General features: G+C 72.3%; 15 protein-coding genes. 9 read left to right on the forward strand and 6 right to left on the reverse strand.

What is annotated here, in order from left to right; genetic code table 11:
• Nucleotide 1: 1 nt before the first annotated feature.
• On the forward strand, nucleotides 2-1,594 hold the full coding sequence (locus tag A3CE_RS0146740) for a phytoene desaturase family protein (protein WP_020647032.1): 1,593 nt from the start codon (nucleotides 2-4) through the stop codon (nucleotides 1,592-1,594).
• Between the two features lie 182 nt (nucleotides 1,595-1,776).
• Here A3CE_RS0146740 and A3CE_RS0146745 read toward each other — a convergent pair whose 3' ends face one another.
• A complete protein-coding gene (locus A3CE_RS0146745) occupies nucleotides 1,777-2,244 on the reverse strand; it encodes an SRPBCC family protein (protein ID WP_020647033.1) in 468 nt (155 codons plus the stop codon).
• A gap of 54 nt (nucleotides 2,245-2,298) precedes the next feature.
• On the opposite strand from A3CE_RS0146745, the gene A3CE_RS0146750 reads away from it, so the two are divergent.
• Both A3CE_RS0146750 and A3CE_RS0146755 read left to right on the forward strand, forming a co-directional pair.
• Nucleotides 2,299-3,315: a YihY/virulence factor BrkB family protein gene (locus A3CE_RS0146750; protein ID WP_020647034.1), complete on the forward strand. Its 1,017-nt coding sequence runs from the start codon at nucleotides 2,299-2,301 to the stop codon at nucleotides 3,313-3,315.
• Nucleotides 3,316-3,319: 4 nt separating this feature from the next.
• A complete protein-coding gene (locus tag A3CE_RS0146755; RefSeq protein ID WP_020647035.1) occupies nucleotides 3,320-3,691 on the forward strand; it encodes a VOC family protein in 372 nt (123 codons plus the stop codon).
• 4 nt (nucleotides 3,692-3,695) lie between these two features.
• Here A3CE_RS0146755 and fadD8 read toward each other — a convergent pair whose 3' ends face one another.
• Entirely contained in the window at nucleotides 3,696-5,282 is a 1,587-nt protein-coding gene (fadD8, locus tag A3CE_RS0146760) for a fatty-acid--CoA ligase FadD8 (protein ID WP_020647036.1), read from the reverse strand.
• Nucleotides 5,283-5,509: 227 nt separating this feature from the next.
• On the opposite strand from fadD8, the gene A3CE_RS0146765 reads away from it, so the two are divergent.
• Nucleotides 5,510-8,623: an AfsR/SARP family transcriptional regulator gene (locus tag A3CE_RS0146765; protein ID WP_245589731.1), complete on the forward strand. Its 3,114-nt coding sequence runs from the start codon at nucleotides 5,510-5,512 to the stop codon at nucleotides 8,621-8,623.
• Here the strand turns inward: A3CE_RS0146765 and A3CE_RS52940 are convergent, their stop codons facing one another.
• Nucleotides 8,624-9,052, reverse strand: a complete 429-nt coding sequence (locus A3CE_RS52940) for a hypothetical protein (protein ID WP_020647038.1) — start codon at nucleotides 9,050-9,052, stop codon at nucleotides 8,624-8,626.
• 155 nt (nucleotides 9,053-9,207) lie between these two features.
• Here A3CE_RS52940 and A3CE_RS0146775 point away from each other — a divergent pair, with 155 nt between their 5' ends.
• Nucleotides 9,208-10,098 carry a DUF4394 domain-containing protein gene (locus tag A3CE_RS0146775; RefSeq protein ID WP_020647039.1) on the forward strand — a complete coding sequence of 297 codons (891 nt, stop codon included), beginning with the start codon at nucleotides 9,208-9,210 and terminating at the stop codon, nucleotides 10,096-10,098.
• Nucleotides 10,099-10,156: 58 nt separating this feature from the next.
• Here A3CE_RS0146775 and A3CE_RS0146780 read toward each other — a convergent pair whose 3' ends face one another.
• Nucleotides 10,157-11,551 (reverse strand): alpha/beta hydrolase domain-containing protein, encoded by a 1,395-nt coding sequence (locus A3CE_RS0146780; RefSeq protein WP_020647040.1) that lies wholly within the window; start codon nucleotides 11,549-11,551, stop codon nucleotides 10,157-10,159.
• A 339-nt stretch (nucleotides 11,552-11,890) separates the two neighbouring features.
• On the opposite strand from A3CE_RS0146780, the gene A3CE_RS0146785 reads away from it, so the two are divergent.
• Nucleotides 11,891-13,183 carry a sigma-70 family RNA polymerase sigma factor gene (locus A3CE_RS0146785; protein WP_245589732.1) on the forward strand — a complete coding sequence of 431 codons (1,293 nt, stop codon included), beginning with the start codon at nucleotides 11,891-11,893 and terminating at the stop codon, nucleotides 13,181-13,183.
• Nucleotides 13,184-13,214: 31 nt separating this feature from the next.
• On the opposite strand, the gene A3CE_RS0146790 is transcribed toward A3CE_RS0146785, so the two are convergent.
• On the reverse strand, nucleotides 13,215-15,518 hold the full coding sequence (locus tag A3CE_RS0146790) for a PQQ-dependent sugar dehydrogenase (protein ID WP_245589733.1): 2,304 nt from the start codon (nucleotides 15,516-15,518) through the stop codon (nucleotides 13,215-13,217).
• Between the two features lie 292 nt (nucleotides 15,519-15,810).
• Here A3CE_RS0146790 and A3CE_RS0146795 point away from each other — a divergent pair, with 292 nt between their 5' ends.
• Nucleotides 15,811-16,635 (forward strand): hypothetical protein, encoded by an 825-nt coding sequence (locus tag A3CE_RS0146795; RefSeq protein ID WP_020647043.1) that lies wholly within the window; start codon nucleotides 15,811-15,813, stop codon nucleotides 16,633-16,635.
• An 87-nt stretch (nucleotides 16,636-16,722) separates the two neighbouring features.
• Nucleotides 16,723-17,970, forward strand: a complete 1,248-nt coding sequence (locus A3CE_RS0146800) for a hypothetical protein (protein WP_043791489.1) — start codon at nucleotides 16,723-16,725, stop codon at nucleotides 17,968-17,970.
• Nucleotide 17,971: 1 nt separating this feature from the next.
• Here the strand turns inward: A3CE_RS0146800 and A3CE_RS0146805 are convergent, their stop codons facing one another.
• Nucleotides 17,972-18,226, reverse strand: a complete 255-nt coding sequence (locus A3CE_RS0146805) for an ArsR/SmtB family transcription factor (protein WP_020647045.1) — start codon at nucleotides 18,224-18,226, stop codon at nucleotides 17,972-17,974.
• Between the two features lie 95 nt (nucleotides 18,227-18,321).
• On the opposite strand from A3CE_RS0146805, the gene A3CE_RS59490 reads away from it, so the two are divergent.
• Nucleotides 18,322-18,453, forward strand: a complete 132-nt coding sequence (locus tag A3CE_RS59490) for a hypothetical protein (RefSeq protein ID WP_260473725.1) — start codon at nucleotides 18,322-18,324, stop codon at nucleotides 18,451-18,453.
• The last annotated feature ends 29 nt before the right edge of the window (nucleotides 18,454-18,482 follow it).

Raw genomic sequence — 18,482 nt, forward strand, 5'->3', positions numbered from 1 at the left:
AGTGAGTACGGAAGCCTTCGACGCCGTGGTGATCGGCGCCGGGCACAACGGCCTGGTGGCGGCGAACCTCCTGGCCGACGAGGGCTGGTCGGTGCTGGTGCTAGAGGCGACCGCGCACCCCGGCGGCGCGGTCCGGACCGCCGAGGTCACCGAGCCGGGCTTCCGCAACGACCTGTTCAGTGCCTTCTACCCGATGAGCGCGGTGTCCCCGGCGATCCGCGGCCTGCGGCTCGAGGAGTACGGCCTGAGCTGGCGGCACGCACCCGACGTGCTGGCGCACGTCCTGCCCGACGACCGGTGCGCGGTGCTTTCGCGGGACATCGACCGCACGGCGGCGTCGGTGGACGAGTTCGCCCCCGGCGACGGCGACGCGTGGCGGCGGATGGTCGAGCAGTGGCACGAACTCCGCGAGCCGCTGCTGGAGACTTTGTTCTCGTCGTTCCCGCCGGTCCGCCCGGCGCTGAAGCTGCTGCGCCGCACCGGGACGGGCGACGCGCTGCGGCTGGCGCGCATGCTCACGCTGCCGGCGCGCCGGTTCGGCGACGAGCTGTTCGACGGCGAGGGCGCGAAGCTGCTGGTGGCGGGCAACGCCGCGCACAGCGACCTGTCGGTGGACAACGCGGGCAGCGCGGTGTTCGGCTGGCTGATGGCGATGATCGGCCAGGACGAGGGATTCCCCGTACCCGCCGGGGGCGCCGGGGAGCTGACCGCGGCCTTGCTGCGCCGCCTGGAATCGCGCGGCGGAAAAGTCCACTGTGGACGTCCGGTGCGCGAGGTGCTCGTCGCCGGCGGCCGGGCGATGGGGGTCCGGGACGCCGACGGCGCGCCGGTGCGGGCGCACAAGGCCGTGCTCGCCGACATCCCGGCGCCGTTGTTGTACGGCGAGCTGCTCGCGCCGGAATGGCTGCCGCCACGGTTCGTCGAAGACCTGGGCCGGTTCCAGTGGGACAGTGCGACGGTGAAAGTGGACTGGGCGCTGTCCGGCCCGATCCCGTGGACGGCCGAAGCGGCGCGCGGGGCGGGCACGATCCACCTGGGCACGGACCTGGACGGGCTGTCGGCGTTCGGCGGCGAGCTCGCCCGCGGCCGGACCCCGCGCCGCCCGTTCCTGCTGCTGGGCCAGATGACCACGAGCGACCCGGACCGGTCGCCGCCGGGCACGGAGTCGGCGTGGGCGTACACGCACGTCCCGCGCGGCACGATGGAGAACCGGGCCGCGCTCGAACGCCGGGCCCGGCGGATGGAGGAGACGGTCGAGGCCAACGCGCCGGGCTTCACCGGCCTGATCAAGGCTCGCTACATCCAGGGCCCGGTCGAGCTGGCGGACCACGACCCCGGCCTGGTCGGCGGCGCGGTCAACGGCGGCACGGCGGCGATCCACCAGCAGCTGTTCTTCCGGCCGGTGTTGGGCACGGGCCGCCCGGACACCCCGGTCGACCGGCTGTTCCTGGCGGGCGCGTCGGCCCACCCGGGCGGCGCGGTCCACGGCGGCCCGGGAGCCAACGCGGCCCGCGCGGCCCTGGCCCGCTCCGGCCGCCTCGGCACCGGCTACGCGGCACTGATCCGCGCGGCCCACCGAGCCCTCTACAGCTGACCCCACCGCCGCTTCACCCCGGCCGAGCCCAAGTCCGTGAATGGCACATCGAGGGACGTAGAGTCCCTCGATGTGCCATTCACGGACTTGCGATGGGTCCGGTCCTGCGCAGGTTCGTGATGGCCACCTTGAGGAACTTGTAGTTCCTCAAGGTGGCCATCACGAACTTCGGCGGGGGTGGGTCAGGGGTGGGGGTGGCCGTTGCGTGCTCGGGCGTGCTTGCCCGTGGCCAGGTCGGCGAGGCGGGCCAGGGACTCGCTGTTGCGCGGCTTCGCGATCAGCGCCTGAACTGCCTCCGGCAGCACCTTGCCGGGGCCGCGGGTGACGTGCTCGGTCATCCTGACCAGCGTCTGCCCTTCGCCGTGGGGGACCAGCGTCAGGCCGACCGCCGCGGCGCCGAGGGGCCAGCCGTGGGCCTCCAGGGACAGCGACAGCCCCGGCTCCACCGCCCTGACCACCGTCACGTCCTGGATCTGCAGCGGCCACGGGCCCACGCTGTGGTGGATCCGCGAGCCCACCGCGGGCCAGTCCTCGTCGACTTCGCGGATGTGCGAGCTGCCGACCACCCAGCCGCCGTAGAGCCAGCCGTCGGCGAGCACGGCGAACACGGCGTCGGGCGGTACGTCGATCACGCGGCTGACCTCGGGCACGGCTTCCTCCTGCTTCTCGACGGCGATCCAGGCATACCCAGTCCCCGACGGGGTATGCCCGCCGCGACGGACCAGGAGGTGGCGACGGTGGCCAGACGACGGAAAGAACCCGAAAGCCCGGGCAAGCTCTCGAAGCGGTCGTGGGGCGCGGTGCTCAAACGGACCTTCAAGCAGTTCAACCGGGACAACCTGACCGACTGGGCCGCGGCGCTCACCTACTACGGCGTGCTGTCGATCTTCCCGGGCATCATCGTGCTCACCTCCCTTCTCGGCCTGCTCGGCCCGGACAAGATCCAGACGGTGATCGACAACATCAACCAGGTCGTCCCCGGCCAGGGCAAGGACATCCTCGTCGGCGCGATCAGGGAGCTCGCCGGCTCGCGCGGCCTGGCCGGGCCGCTGGCGATCCTCGGCCTGCTCGGCGCGCTCTGGTCGGCGTCCGGCTACGTCGGCGCGTTCATGCGGGCCTCGAACGCGATCTACGGGATGCCGGAGGGCCGCCCGATCTGGAAGGTGCTCCCGCTGCGGGTGGCGCTGACCGTCGGCATCGTGGTGCTGCTGGCCCTGTGCGCCCTCGGCGTGGTGGCGACCGGCTCGGTCGCCCGCCGGCTCGGCGACCTGGTCGGGCTCGGGTCGACCGGGATCCTGGTGTGGGAGATCGCGAAGTGGCCGGTGATCGCCCTGCTCGTCAGCCTGGCGTTCGCGCTGCTGTACTGGGTGGGGCCGAACGTCCGGCAGCCCAGCTTCAAGTGGCTGACGCCCGGCGGGCTGCTGGCCGTGGTGCTGTGGGTGCTGGCTTCCGCGGGCTTCGCGCTGTACGTGGCGAACTTCGGCTCGTACAACAAGACCTACGGTTCGCTCGGCGGCGTGATCGCCTTCTTTGTATGGTTGTGGATCTCGAACCTGGCCGTGCTGCTCGGCGCCGAACTGGACGCCGAGCTCGTCCGCGGCCGGACCATCGAGGCGGGGGAGGCCGCGGACGACCAGGACGAGCCCTTCCTGCCACCTCGGGACACGAAGGCGATGGACGACGACGAAGCCGCCGAAGTGCGGGAAACCGAACGGAGCTGAGCGGATGGCCTGCCGGATCACCGAGCTCGTGCTGGAGTGCCGGGACCCGGACAAGCTCGCGCGGTTCTGGTGCCCGGTGCTCGGCTACGAGGTGATCGGCCACGAACCCGACGGCCTCGAGCTGGGCCTGCCCGGCGTCCCCTTCGGCCAGGGCCCGCCGACGCTGATCCTGGCCGGGACCGACGCCCCGCGCCGCGGCAAACTGCCCCTGCACCTCGACGTCAGCCCGGCGGGCGGCGACCAGGAGACCGAGCTGGCCCGGCTCACGGCCCTCGGTGCCCGCCCGGCGGACGTCGGCCAGGACGGCACCGAGCCGTGGGTCGTGCTGCAGGACCCGGAAGGCAACGAGTTCTGCCTGCTGCGCACGGCCGTATAACGCCCTACACGGTCGCGCTCCGCCGCTCGTACTGGGCGCGCAGCGCTTTCTTGTCCGGCTTGCCCAGCCCGGTCATCGGCAGCGACTCGGCCACGATCACCTGCTTCGGCACGTGCACCGGCCCCTTGCGCTCCCGCACCGCGGCCTGGATCTCGCCGGTGAGGCGTTCGAGGTCGTCGTCCGCGTCCTCGCGCAGGACCACGACCGCCGTCACCGCTTCGCCCCACTTGTCGTCGGGCGTGCCGATCACGCCGACCTGCGCGACCGCCGGGTGCTCGGCCACGACGTCCTCCACCTCGCGGGGGAACACGTTGAACCCGCCGGTGACGATCATGTCCTTGACCCGGTCGACGATGAACCAGAAGCCGTCCTCGTCCTCGCGGGCGACGTCGCCGGTGTGCAGCCAGCCGTCGCGGAACGTCTCCGCGGTCACGTCCGGCAGGTTCCAGTAGCCGCCCGCGAGCAGCGGCCCCGCGATACAGATCTCGCCCGGCTCGCCCGGCGCCACCGGGGCGCCGTCCGGGCCGAGCAGGGCCGTGCGCAGGAACGCCGACGGCCGCCCGCAGGACGCCAGCCGCGCGTCGTCGTGGTCGCCCTTGGCGAGGTAGCTGATCGCCATCGGCGCTTCGGACTGGCCGTAGTACTGGGCGAAGATCGGCCCGAACCGGTCGATGGCCTCGCGCAGGCGCACCGGGTTGATCGACGCGGCCCCGTAGTACACCGTCTGCAGCGACGAGAGGTCGCGGGTGCGCGAGTCCGGGTGGTCCATCAGCGCGTAGAGCATGGTCGGCACCAGCATGGTGGCGGTGATCCGCTGCTCTTCGATGATCCGCAGGGTGTCGGCGGGGTCGAACCTCGGGACCACGACCAGCGAGCCGCCCTTGATCAGCGTCGGGGCGAAGAACGCCGCGCCGGCGTGGGACAGCGGGGTGCAGATGAGGAACTTCGGCGTCTCCGGCCACTCCCATTCGGAGAGCTGGATCTGCGTCATCGTGGTCATCGCCTGCGCGGTGCCCATGACGCCCTTGGGCTTGCCGGTCGTCCCGCCGGTGTAGGTGATCGAGACGACCTGGTCCGGCGGCAGGGTGGCGGGCTCCAGCGGCTTGGGCTCGAAGCCCGCGGCGGCCGCGGTCAGGTCCTTGCCGACGTGGCTCAGCCGATCGGGCACCGGCCCGATGGTGAGCACCTGAGTGAGGCCGGGGACCTTTTCGAGCAGGCCGAGCGCGCGGTCGACGAAGGCGGGCACCGGGTCGATGATCAGCGTGGTGATCCCGGCGTCGCCGAGGATGTAGGCGTGGTCGTCGAGGGAGCCCAGCGGGTGCAGCGCCGTCCGCCGCGACCCCTGCATCTGGCCGGCGGCGATGATGAGCAGCACCTCGGGGCGGTTCAGCGACAGCAGCGCCACCGGCGCGCCCGTACCGGCCCCGAGCGCCTCGAAGGCCTGGGCGTACTGGCTGACCTGCTCGGCGGTCCGGCCCCCGGTCATCGTGGTGTCGCCCAGCACCATGACCGGCTTGTCCCGGTGGCGCTTCAGGGCTGAGACGACCAGGTGGCCGAGGTGGTTCGGATACCGCATCGCCTGCTCGTCCATCCCGGTCCCTTCACGACCTCGAACTAGAACACGTTACTGTTTTCGACACCATACGCGGGCGGGGAAGGGTTTGTCAGCTCATGGGGTGGGTGGAACAGGTTGCACTGCCGGAATCGGCCCCTGGTCCGGACGCCGGGCACCGCTAGCCTGAGCGGGGCCTCTTTCTTGTGCCCCACCGGCCGGGCCGACTACGTTTCCTGGCCAGCAGCCGATAGTGGGGACCAGGGGTGGCGACGAGGTCGGTGCGCGTCCAGGTGCTCGGTTCGGTGCGGGCTTGGTGCGACGGCACGGAGGTCGAGCTGGGACCGCCCGCCCGCCGGGCCGTGCTCGGGGTGCTCGCGCTCGCCGGTGGCGACGCGGTGGCGCGGCGCGAACTGGTCGACACGCTCTGGGGTGACCGGCCGCCGCCGAGCGCGGTGAACGTCGTGCAGACCCACGTCAAGCACCTGCGCCGGCTGCTGGAACCCGGCCGGGCGCCGCGGGCCGGCAGCGGCGTACTGCCCCATGTCGGTGGTGGCTACGCCGTGCGGCGGGACGCCGTCGACGTCGATCTGTGGCGGTTTCGGGAGCTCCTCGCGGAAGCGAGCGACGCCCACCGCGACGGCGACACCGCCCGCGTCGCGGCTTCGCTCGGCGATGCGCTGCGGCTGTGGCATGGCCGGCCGCTGGCCGACCTTCCGCTGCTCGCCGCGCACCCGAAGGTCGTTTCCCTGGTCGCGGCGCACCGGGAAGCGTTTTCCCGATACGCCGGCGCCATGATCGCCGTCGGCTCCGCCGCCGAGGTCCTGCCCGGCATCGCCGAAGCCGCCGCCGGGCAACCACTCGACGAAGCCGCGCAGGCCCTCCTGATCCGCGCTCACCACGCGCTCGGCCAGCGGGGCGAAGCGTTCCGGCACTACCGGCAGACGCGTGCCAGACTCGTCGAGGAGCTCGGGATCGACCCGGGCCCGGAGCTCCTGGCGGCCCACGCGGCCTTGCTGGCGGACGACGGTGTCCCGGTCGCCGCCGAACCCCGCTCCACCGACCGGGTCCCGAAGCAACTGCCCGCCGAACCCCGCGGGTTCACCGGCCGGACGGCCGAACTGTCCCTTTTGGACAGCCTGCTGCCCGGCGGAGCGATCGCCGCGATCTCCGGCACGGCGGGCGTCGGCAAGACGGCGCTGGCCCTGCACTGGGCCCACCGCGTCCGGGACCGGTTCCCCGGCGGGCAGCTCTACGCGAACCTGCGCGGCCACGCCGCGGGCGGCCCGGCGCAGCCGATCGAAATCCTCGCCCAGTTCCTGCCCGCGCTGGGCATCCCGCCCGAACGCGTGCCCGCCGACGCGGAAACCGCGGCGGCGCTCTACCGGACCCTGACGACCGACCGGAAGACCCTGGTGCTGCTGGACAACGCCGCCGGCCCCGAGCAGGTCCGGCCGCTGCTGCCGGCCGGGGCGGGGTGCCTGGTGGTGGTGACCGGCCGCGACCGTATGACGGGCCTGGTCGCCGTGCACGGCGCTCGCGGTGTCACGCTCGACGTGCTCAGCCCCGACGACGCCGTCGAGCTGCTGGCGGGCATCCTCGGGCACGACCGGGTCCGCGCCGAGCCGGACGCCGCCGCCGAGTTCGCCAAGCTGTGCGTCCACCTGCCGCTCGCGCTGAGGATCGCCGCGGCCAACCTCTCCGACCGGCCCGGTTCCGGGATCGAGGACTACGTCGCGGAACTGCGGGAGGGCAACCTCCTGGCCGCCCTCGCGGTGCAGGGCGACGAGCAGACCGCGGTGCGGACCGCCTTCGGCCTCTCACACGCCGCGTTGCCCACCGACGCGCAGCGGCTGTTCCGGCTGCTCAGCCTGGTTCCCGGCGCCGACTTTGGCGCCGATGCCGTCGCGGCGCTGGCCGGCACCGCGCCGGCGCGGACGGCCGCGCTGCTGGACCGGCTCGCCGGCGCGCACCTCGTCGAACACCATGCGCCCGGCCGCTACCGCTTTCACGACCTGCTCCGCCGCTACGCCGCCGAGCAGGCCGAACGCCTCGAGCCCGCGGCGGACCGCGACCGCGTGCTGCGGCGCCTGTACGACTGGTACCTGGGCGGGGTGGACGCCGCCGCCCGGCTGCTCTACCCGCACATGCTGCGGCTGCCGGGGCCCGAGGCCGGTATCCCCGCCGGCTTCACCGAGCTCGGCGACGCGTCGAACTGGCTGGACACCGAACGCGGCAACCTCGTCGCGGCCATCCGGCAGGCGGCGCAAACCGGTCGGCGGCCCGCGGCTTGGCGGCTCGCCGACGCGCTGCGGGGCTACTTCTGGATGTGCCTGCGCCGTGTCGAATGGGCGGCAGCCGCCGAAGCCGGGCTGGTGGCCGCCGAAGCGGACGGCGAGCCGCGGGCGCTGGCGGCCGCGCGGCTCAGCCTCGCCGACCTGAACTTCCGCCAGGGCCGGTACCGCCAAGCCGTCCGGCACTACACCGCCGCGCTGCTGCTCGCGCGGCGGGCGGGCTGGGCCGAAGCGGAGGCCGCCGTGCTCGGCAACCTCGGGTGCGTCCACTGGCAGGCCGGGCGGCTCGCCGTCGCCGCGGCGCGGTTCCGGCGCGGGCTCGCCCTCAGCAGGCGGATCGGCCAGCCGGCGGGGGAGGCCGTCGCGTCCGGCAACCTCGGTCTCGTCCACTGGGAGATGGGCCGGCTCGCCGAAGCCGCCGAGCACTACGCCCAGGCGCTGCATCGGTACCGCCGGATCGGGTCCCGGTACGGCGAGGCGATCAACCTCGCCAACCTCGGGCAGGCGCAGCTGGCTCGAGGGTGCGCGGCCGAGGCGGCGGAGCTGCTGAGCCGGTCGCTCCACCTGCAGCGCGAGGCGGGCAACCGCGGCGGCGAAGCCGAAACCTGCAGCCGGCTCGCCCTGGCCCACGCCGACCTCGGCCACCGGGCCGAAGCCCTCGACTGCGCCCGGGCCGGCCTGGCACTGGCCCGCGAGGCGGGGGAGCCGCGGACCGAAGCCGAAGCGCTCGCCGCCCTCGGGGCCGTGCTCCACCGCCTCGGCGACCGGGCGGACGCGGCCCGCCGGTACCGCGAGGCCCTCGACCTGATCCGCGAGACCGGCGACCGCTACCCGGAGGCCGACGCGCTGATCGGCCTGGCGGCCGCCACCGCCGACCCCGGCCCTGCCCGGCACGCCCTCGCACTGGCCGAGCAGGCGGGCTACCGGGCGTTGCAGGGCCAGGCCCTGACGGCGCTGGCCCGCATCCTGCTAGTCCACGGCGACCGTGGCGCCGCCGGGGACCACGCCCGCCGGGCGCTCGCCGTGCACCGCGAGACGGGTCAAGCCCTCGGAGAGACGCTCGCCGTCCTGGACCGGCTTCCTTGATCACGGATGGATGCCCTCGGCGATCACCTTGGAGGTGCCGTCCGGGTAGAGGTTGAGGATCACCCACGGGTTGACGCCCTTGGCGCCGACGTCGCCGCGACAGAGGAACTCGCCCAGGGTGAAGACCTCTCGGCCGGTGCCGTCCTCGGTCGGCTTCTCCGATGCCTCGCGGATACCCACCCAGTTGCAGGCCCGGTTGAGCACCCTGTTCGTCTGCGTACGCTCGATGGAGACGATGTCCTTGCCCTCCGCGCACCACGTCACCCAGTAGCTGTAGGTCCACACGCCTTCGTTTTTCAGCACCACCCGCTCAGTGGTCCAGCACGTCTTCTCGGCGGCATCCGCGGCGGCGGCGGTGGCGAGCGGGATGGCGGCGAGGAGTCCCGCCGCGGCAGCCGTGAGCACTCCCAGCCTGCGTACGATGGTCATGGTCAACCCCCTCTTTTCCTGGTGTGTCCCCAATCTGCTGCCTGCGCGCGGGGCCCGCAAGACGCCGATGCGCCGCGTCCAGCCGACGTCCAATCGCTGTCCAGTTCGCCCGGATAGCTTCCTCTCGCCCACGAAGTTCGAGGAGGGGAACGACGATGAAGACCAGGCTCAAGAGAGGCATCGCCGCCGCGGCCGCGGTCCTGGCCGCCACGACCGCCGTCACGATCGGCGCGGCGGGCGACAGTGTGGCCCAGGCCACGGGCCTGCGCGCGTTCGGCATCACCGGCGACGGCACGCTGATGGCCACGTTCACCACCGACCAGCCCCAGGTGCTCAACTGGGTCCAGACCGTCATGGGGCTCGTCGGCGACAAGTCGCTGATCGGGATCGACTTCCGCGTCCAGGACGGCCTGCTGTACGGGGTCGGCAACGCCGGCGGCATCTACACCATTTCGACCCCGCCGCCCAACCCTCCGGTGCCCACTCCCGTGGTCGCCAAGAAGGTCTCGCAGCTTTCCGTCCCGTTGGACGGCACCACCTTCGGCGTCGACTTCAACCCGGCCGCCGACCGGCTGCGCGTGATCAGCGACAACGGCCAGAACCTGCGGCACAACCTGGCCAACAACTCCACGATCGCGGACCCGTACCTGACCACCCCGCCGGTGTCGGGCACGACCGGCGGCGTCACGGCGGCGGCGTACACGAACAACGACCTGGACCCCGGCACGGGGACGACGCTTTTCGACCTCAACACGTTGACGGATCAGGTGGTCATCCAGTCGCCGGCCAACAACGGCACCCTCGCTCCGACCGGAGCGCTCGGGGTGGACGCGGGCCTGAACGCGGGCCTCGACATCTACAGCGACCTGGCCGGCCGCAAGACGGTCTCGAACACGGCGTTCGCGGCAGTGGTGCCGTCCGGCGGTTCGGCGACGCTGTTCAGCGTGAACCTGCTGACCGGCGCGGCGGCGGTGATGCCGTTGGGGCAGTTCCCGTTGAACATCACCGATGTGGCCATCGCGCTCGACCCGGACCCGAACAACTGAATCCCGGCGGCGAGCCCGCCCCCTCCGGAGAGGGGAGGGGCGGGCTCGCGTGTCCGTCTCAAGGAGACGGCACCGGCGCCGCCTGCGCGCGGGCCACGGCCTCGTCGCGGTCCGGCGGCAGCAGGTGGCCCGCCCGCACCGCCCGGTCGGCCGCCGCGGTGAACTTCGCGACGTAGGTGGCGTGGTCGGGGTACAGCTGCCGGATCCGCTCGGGCGTCAGCGGCGTGGTCGTGCCCAGCAGCAGGCAGGCGCCCGGCACGTTGCCGCCGCTGTTGTTGGGCGAATACGACGCGAGCGGGACGTCGAGGTCGGGCAGGCGGACGCCGCCGAGGGCGTTCTGGTCGCCGTCGCGCAGGATGATGAGGTTGAGCAGCATCGAGATCGGCGTGGCGGCCGGCGGGGCCGCACCGCCGCGCGCCCAGCGGTCCAGGTAGCGGAACGCCGTGTTTTCCGCGTACCGGAACGTCATGCTGTTGACCGGTTTGTCGCACGTGGTCGGGGCACCGTTGTTGATCGACTTGTCGCGGGCGTTGGCCGCGTTGTACAGGTTCAGGCCGTACTGGTCGGCGTGGGCGGTGCCGGCGACCTCCCAGGTGCGCACGAGCGGGGTGTCCTGCCGGACCGAGGCCGACGCGATGACGTCGGTCTCCGACTGCAGGACGAACACCGGGACGCCGAGATCGGTGCGGATCCGCGCGGAGAGCGCCCCGATCACGCCGTCGCCGATCGGGGCGGCGAGCGCGGCCCGGCCGTGGATCATGAAGCCGTCGTAGCTGCGGCGCACCGGCTGGACGGCGTTGGCGTAGGTGGTCAGCCGCAGGGCCGACTGCGAGTGCCCGGTGCCCAGCACGACCGCCGGCCGCCGGCCGCCCAGCAGCAGCGGGTTCGCCCGGACCGCCTGCGCGGCCTGGGAGAAGATGTCGTAGGAAAGCGCGTCACCGCCGATGTTCACGGCGTCGTACCGCGCGGGGTCGAGGCTTTTGAGCTTGTCCGCACCGGCTTTCTGGGTCGTCACGCCGACGTAGGCGTAACCCTCGCGGACGAAGTGCTCGTAGGACTGCGAGAAGTCGACCGGGATGTCGACGCCGAAGCTGACGTTGAGCCATTCGACCACGACCGTACCGGTGAACTTCGCGGCGTCGCGCGGCCGCACGACGACCAACCGGGTGGTGTAGGGATTGCCGGTGGTGTCGACGCGCGTGGCCCAGCGGCCGTCGTCGGTCCACAGGCCCACCTGGGCGAACGTGTCGGCGTGGCCGGAGAGCAGGTATTCCTCTTCCACGTAGCCGCGGGAGGCGAGGTCGAGGACGCCTTGGGCGCCGCTGACCGGCCAGCCTCTCCCGGCGCCGGCGGGAATCGCGGTGACCGCCGGGCTGTCGGCGGCCGCGGCCGCCACGGGGATCGCGAACGTCGGCAGGAGCACGATCAGCAGGACGAGCAGGGCTCTGCGCATGGGAAACCCTCCTGATGGCGGACGGTGCGCGCGAGCGGCTCCAGGTCTCCGCACCGTCCACATCGGACATCGGAAATGGGAAATCGGACGCGGTCGCCGGTCCGGCCGGCCACCGCTGTTGTCTTTACTCGCCGGTATAGGTCGAGGCAACGACGATCGCGGGTTCCGGGGAGAAGCCACCGGGCAACGCGCAGGGAAGTGACAAGTCCACGCACCCGGTACTCGTGACCGGAGAAAACCGGGGAAGCCCTTTCGGCGACGCAACCTTGCGCAGGTGTCACTCGTTGCGCGACTATCGCGGGACGTTCTGCACGTGCATACGCACGGCGAGGGGGTGTGGTGACCGAGGTGGCGCCGGCGGCGGCCGGGACGGTGGACGGCCCGAGCGACGCGGTCTTGATCGACGCGGTACGCGGCGGCGACGTCGCGGCGTACGGCGAGCTCTACGACCGGCACCTCGTCGCCGCCCGGCGGGTGGCGGCCGCAATCGCGGCCGACGCGGCGGAACGCGACGACCTGATCGCCGAAGGATTCACCCGCGTACTGCGGATTCTGCGTTCCGGCGAAGGCCCGGACGAGGATTTCCGGCCTTATCTGCTGACGACCATCCGGAACACGATGATCAGCTGGCGGCGGCGGGACTCGGCGGTTTCGGTGGTCGCCGAGGTGCCGGACGTGCTGCCGGGCGAGGGCAGCGACGAGCCGGTGGACAGCCGGATGCACGCCTCTGTCGCCGCGGAGGCGTTCGCCGGTTTGCCTCAGCGGTGGCGTGAGGTGCTGTGGCGGACCGAGATCATGGGCGAGTCGCCGGCGCAGATCGCGCAGGATCTCGGGATGACGGCGAACGGCGTCGCCGCGCTGGCCTACCGCGCCCGGGAGGGCCTGCGCCAGGCCTACCTGGACCAGCACGTCCCCACCGCGCGGCGGCGGGCCTGCCGGGCCGTCTCCGGCCAGCTGGCCAAGTGGGTGCGCGACGGGATCGGCGATCAGAAGGCGCACCGGATCACAGCCCACCTCGACCGCTGCGCGGACTGCCGGGAACTGGCCGCCGGTCTCCGGCAGCTCAACGAGGAGCTGCCCGCCGGGATCGCCCCGCTCATCCTCGGCGTCCCGATCGTCTCGCAGTGGCTGTCCACGACCGGCTCGCTGGCCTCGTCCGGTGCCACCGGCGTGGGCACGTCGGCCCTGTCTTGGGCGACGGCGGCGAAGGTGGCCGCCGCGGGCGCGGCGCTGGTCACGACGGTGACGATCGGCGCGAGCAACTCCGGCGACGCCCCGCCGCCGCTCTCCGGCAGCGAGGGCACGACGACCCAGCCCGTGCGCACCGGGCCGCAGGCCGGTTCCCGCGACGGCGCCCCGCCGGGCGGCGTCCAGCCGACGTCGGGCGCGCAGGTCACATCCACGCCAGGCGCCCCAGACGGGGAAACGACCGGGGCGCAGCCGGCAGGGGAGTCGACGGCGGTCGCGGACCCCGGGAACTCGGCGGCGGCCAACGGGAACAACCCGGACAAGCAGGCGGCCAAGGAGTCCGCGAAGGCGGCCAAGCAGTCGTCCAAGCAGGCGGCGAAGGAGTCGAAACAAGCCGCGAAAGAGTCGAAGAAGGCCGAGAAGACGAAGAACCCGGGAGAATGACCCGGCGCCCCCCGGCGCCGGGTCGTCCCGCTCAGCAGGGCTGCAGCAGCCAGCAGAGCCGGTAGTTCGCCTGGTAGGTCGCCGACGTCGACGGCGCGACGATGTTCTGCACCCGCGGCCCACCGTGCGCCCAACTGGAGAAGGCGTACTTCAGGTTGAACGGTGGCAGGTTCTGCGGGCTGTCCGCGCTGACGGAGTTGGTCGAGCCGGCGATCACCGTCCGGGAGAACGGGGTGCGCTGCTGGGTCCCGCCGACGGTCAGCGTCGCCTGGCTGGGGTTGGAGGTGAAGCTCAGCGTCACCGTCTTCGGCTGGAGGTCGATCGTCTTCGACCCGGTGCGGCCGGTCGAATCCGTCGCGGTCAGCGTCAGCTGCAGGTACGACGGGTACTCGTGGTCCGGCGCGACGAACGATCCCGCGGCGACGCCGGGGAAGTCCTGGACGTTGTGGGTGTGGCAGGTGCCGTTGGCCGCGCAGTGCCGGATGGCGAGCCGCCAGGACAGCGCCGACGGCGGCAGGGCGCCGTCCTGGGCGTCGATCGCGCGGCCGGAGAACGGCACGGTCTGGCCCACCGACCAGGTCAGCGCGCTGCTCGGGGTGTCGATGACGGGCACCGGGTCCAGCCCCGCCGGGTTGCCGACGGTGACGCGGACCGTCGTGGTCCCCGTCGCGCCGTGGGAGTCCGTCACCCGCAGCCCGGCGTCGACCGCCGCCGCGGTCGTGTACGTCCAGGTGGGGCGGGCGGCGGTGGAGTCGTCGTACGCGCCGTCCGCGTCGAGGTCCCAGGCGTAGGACAGCACGTCGCCGGCGTCCGGGTCGGTCGATCCGGTGCCGTCGAACTGGACGGTCAGCGGGGCCGGCCCGCTCGACGGGGTCGCCGTGGCCGACGCGACCGGCGGCCGGTTCGCGCTGCCGGGGTAGCTCACGCGGTGCAGTTCACCGCTGCCCAGCGCGACGTAGAAGAGGTCGCCGCCGGGGCCGGTCAGCACCTGGACGGGCGTGCTGACGCCGGTCACGAACGGGACCAGGCGGCTCGGGCTGGGCTGGCCGCCGACGGTCTGCATCGCCCAGATGCAGCCGCGGGAGGAGTCGGCGAAGAACAGCGCGCCGGCGTACTCGGCGGGATAGGTGCTGCCCGACTCGAACGCGATCCCGCTGATCGAGGAGCCGCCGGTGGGGCACGGGTCGGTCGCCACGACCTTGGCGTTGTGGTTGTAGGTGTAGTACGGCGCGGTCTGCCCGCCGGCGGAGTACAGGGACTCGCAGACGTCGAGGTTGGCGCCGTCGTAGCCGGCCTGCCGGGCGTTGCCTTCGAAGCAGGGCCAGCCGAAGTTCTCGGCCACCGCGTCCCCGGCGTCGGCGACGCGGTTGATCTCCTCCCAGGTGTTCCAGCCGACGTCGCCGGCCCACAGCTCGGCGGTGCCCGGCCGGAACCCGAACCGGAACTGGTTGCGCGACCCGTAGGCGATGACGCGGCGGGCGTTGGCGTCGGAGCTGCTCGCGAAGGGGTTGCCGGGCAGGCCGGCACCGGTGTCGGGGTCGATGCGCAGCAGCGCGCCGTTGAGCAGCACCGGCTGGCCGGCCGGGCGGCGCGGGGACTGCGAACGCAGCGCGCCGCCTTCGGCCGACGGCGGTGAGAGGTTCGTCCCGGCGGGCGAGGGCGGGTCGGCGCAGGGGTTCCCGACCTGGCCGTAGTCGGCGAAGTTGAAGCTGGCGCCGTCTCCGCCGCCCGCGTAGAGGGCGCCGTCCGGGCCGAAGGCCAGTGCGCCGATCGAGTGGCTGGGGAACTGCTGGCACCAGCCGGTGACCAGCGGTTTCTCGCTGACCGCGGTCCCGTCCGGGCCCATCGTCAGCTGGGAGACGCGGCCGGTCACGACGCAGCCCTGGTCGGTGGCGCCCGGGGGCGTCGGGCAGGTGTCGCCCCACTGCGGCGCGGTGCCGCCCGGCAGGGCGTCGAGCGTGTAGGAGACGTAGACGTACGGCCGGGCGGGGAAGGCGGGGTCGACGGCCAGCCCGAGCAGGCCGCGGTCCCAGAAGTCCTGGGTCGGGGTGCGCAGGTCGGCGAACACCGTCGCGGTCGGGTCGGCGAGGGAGTCGAAGACCTTGACCAGCCCGCTCTTCTCGGCGATGAAGACCCGCCCGTCGGGCGCGAACGCGGCGGCGGTCGGCGAGGTCAGGCCCCCGATCGCGACCGTGTCGGTGAACCCGGCGGGCACGGCGGCCGCGGGCGCCGCGGCGGCGACGGCCACCGCGAGCGCGCCGGCGAGCGGCACGATCACCCCGGCCGCGAGGGTGCGTCTTGATCTTCGGGGGACCACGGAACGGCGAATACCCATCACGAACTCCTGATGCGCTGGGGACCGGACTGGCGCGAACGCCGTCCCCTATGGCGCCGGAAGTCCAAAAGTTGTTACAGCACAGCCAAAGATGTCCCCGAAACGCGCAATCCCGTTCGTGTTTCCACCGGTAACGAGATAATGGTAACACTGATGATCGTCGTCGCCGGGGGCCGCGGGCCTTCGCCCGGCGGTCCGCCCCAAGGGACGTCCGTTCGGCGTGGCGGCGCGGCCGGGGCCCCGGCGATGGTGGAACGGCCGATGTCAGCCGATTCCCGAGCCGAGGCAGCCGATGCGCACCATGTACGACGCGCTCACCGCGCGGAACATCCTCAAGAAGGACCGGCGGCCCGTGCTGGTGGCCGGGTACGTCGACCGGATCAAGTACGCGCCGTGGACGGCCGCGGACTGGGCGCTCTTCCCGGACGCGCTGAAGGTGCGGATCGTCAAGAAGGCGTCCACGAACGACGGCCACGTCCTGGACGTGGAACCCAAGGACGCCGCGCCCGGGCAGGCGCCCGGGTGGGCGGCGATGCGGCGCCGGTCCGGGTTCGCCCACCCGGTCGTCTACTGCAACCGCTCGACGTGGCCGAAGGTGAAGGCCGCGTTCGCCGTCCAGCAGGTCGAACCGCCGCTGTACTGGATCGCCACGGCCACCGGGAAACCCGAGATCCCGGCCGGCGCGATCGCGGCGCAGTACCTGCTCGACGTCCCGCCCGGCATCGACATCTCCGTCGTCGCCGACTACTGGCCCGGCGTCGACGACGCACCACCGGCACCCCTGTCCGCCGAACCCGGAGTGGAGATCATGGAACGCATCACGGTGACCCCGCCCAACGCGGGCTCGAACACGGTCCGGCTCAACCTGTCCGGCAGCAGCGGCGCCGCCGTCGTCGTCCGCCCGCGGATCGACGGCAACGGCGTCTCGCACCCGATGTGGGTCGGCAACATCTTCGCCTGGGGCTCGGACAAGGCCGGGGTCGGCCACAACCCCAAGTCCGAGCCGGGCTACGACGACAAACTGACCTCGCACCGCCGCTTCGCCCTGCCCGGCGCGGTGTGGGCCGATCTCGAGTACAGCGCCTCCGAGCCGTTCGAAATCGACGTCGTCGGCTGAAGCGCTCGCGCCGGTTCGCCACGCCGGTACAAAGCCGTACAAACACGGTGTACGAAATTTGGATTCCGGCCTGGCGTACTGACGTCCATGCGAATTCGGAAAGCACTCGTGCTCGCGCTGGCCGTGGCGGCCGGCGCGCTGGCGCTGCCGGGGACGGCGAGCGCCGCCTACAGCGACCCGCTGACGACGACGACCAAGCAGAACCTGGTGTGGCACGCCACGCCGGCCGCCGCGCTCACTGCGCTGGACAACGCGCTGCCGAACGTCAGCCTCAACACCGTGGTCAACGACACCAACTACGACATGACCGGCTGTACCGCCGCGGAAAAGGCTTCGCTGCCCAAGGCGCCGGTGGCCACCAAGTCGATGTGCTGGGACGCCGACCGCGCCGGCTCGGCGGCGTGGACACCGCAGAGCATCACGACCTCCGGCGACGCCGACAACGACGGGAAGTGGGGCGCGGACAAGATCATCCTGTCCGGCTGGCACGGCACCGCCGAGCTCGAGCGGTACAACGACGCGCGGATCCAGGCGATCAACTACAACGACCCCGCCAAGCCGTCGTACCGGATGATGTACCTGGCCGAGCCCAACAGCACCGGCACCACCTTCTCCGCCGCGCAGGCGCACATGGGCGGGATGGCCTGGTACGGCGACAAGATCTACGTGACGGCCGAGGGCGACACCTCCACCGCGATCCGGGTGTTCAGCACCAAGCACATCCTGCAGATGACCGACACGACGTCGAGCACGATCGGCAAGACGTCGGCCGGGTACGCCGCCTACACGTACAAGTACGCGATGATGCAGATCGGCTACTACAGCTATGCGGGCGGCGTCTGCGACATGAAGTCCGACACGGCGGTGCCGTGCTTCTCGTCGCTGTCGCTGGACCGCAGCACCAGCCCGGCGAGCATCGTGACGTCGGAGTACTTCAAGGAGACGAACCTCCACGGCCGCCTCAACCGCTACTCGATGGGCACGGACTACCTGCTGGCGACGTCGTCCGGCACGGTGACCGCGACCGAGGCGTTCCGCAGCTACGTGGGCAACGTCCAGGGGGTGCTGTCCAACAACGGCAAGTGGTACGTGGCCCACAGCTCGGAGACGATCAACGGCCAGCTCTGGACCCAGACGACGGCGAAGAGCACCTCGGCGACGTGCGATTCCGGGACGACGGCCTGCTGGGCCATGCACCCGGAGTCGTTGACGTACGACTCGTCGACGGGCCTGGTGTGGTCCATGGCGGAGTGGTCAACGGCCCAGTGCTCGGTGAAGAACGAGGTCTGTGGCCGCTCGGTGTTCGCGGTGCCGCTGTCCTCGCTGGCGGGCTGAGTCAAGAAGAGAGCAGGGACGCTCCGAGCGCCGTGATCAGGTAGACGACCTGGCGCCCGGAGCGTTCCCGCGTCACCAGCCCGTTTTCGCGCAGGACACGCAGGTGCTGCGACACGGCGCTGGGCGTGACCGCGAGCGCCCGCGCCAGGTCGGTCGTGGTCGCGGGGGAGCGCAGGGCTTCGAGGAGCCCGGCCCGGGCCCGGCCGAACAGCCGGACGGTGCCGCCGGGCGGCGGCCGGGTCCCGGCCGTCCACAACGCACCGCACCGCACCGCACCCGCGGCCGGTCACCAGCGCGTACCGGCTGGTCGGCTGGGGCCTGATTCCGGCAGGCAGCCTGACCGGCGGGCTGGTGGCGCACGCACCCGGGCTGCGGGCGCCGTACCTCGTCGCCGGCGTCGTGCGGGGGATCGCGCTGGTGGCAGCACTCCCCGCACTGATCCGCGCCCTGCGTGACCGTCCTTTTAGGACATCAAGTTCGTGAAGGCCACCTTGCGGAACTTGAAGTTCCTC

Origin of the sequence: Amycolatopsis balhimycina FH 1894 (assembly GCF_000384295.1) — a bacterium.
Lineage (GTDB): Bacteria > Actinomycetota > Actinomycetes > Mycobacteriales > Pseudonocardiaceae > Amycolatopsis > Amycolatopsis balhimycina.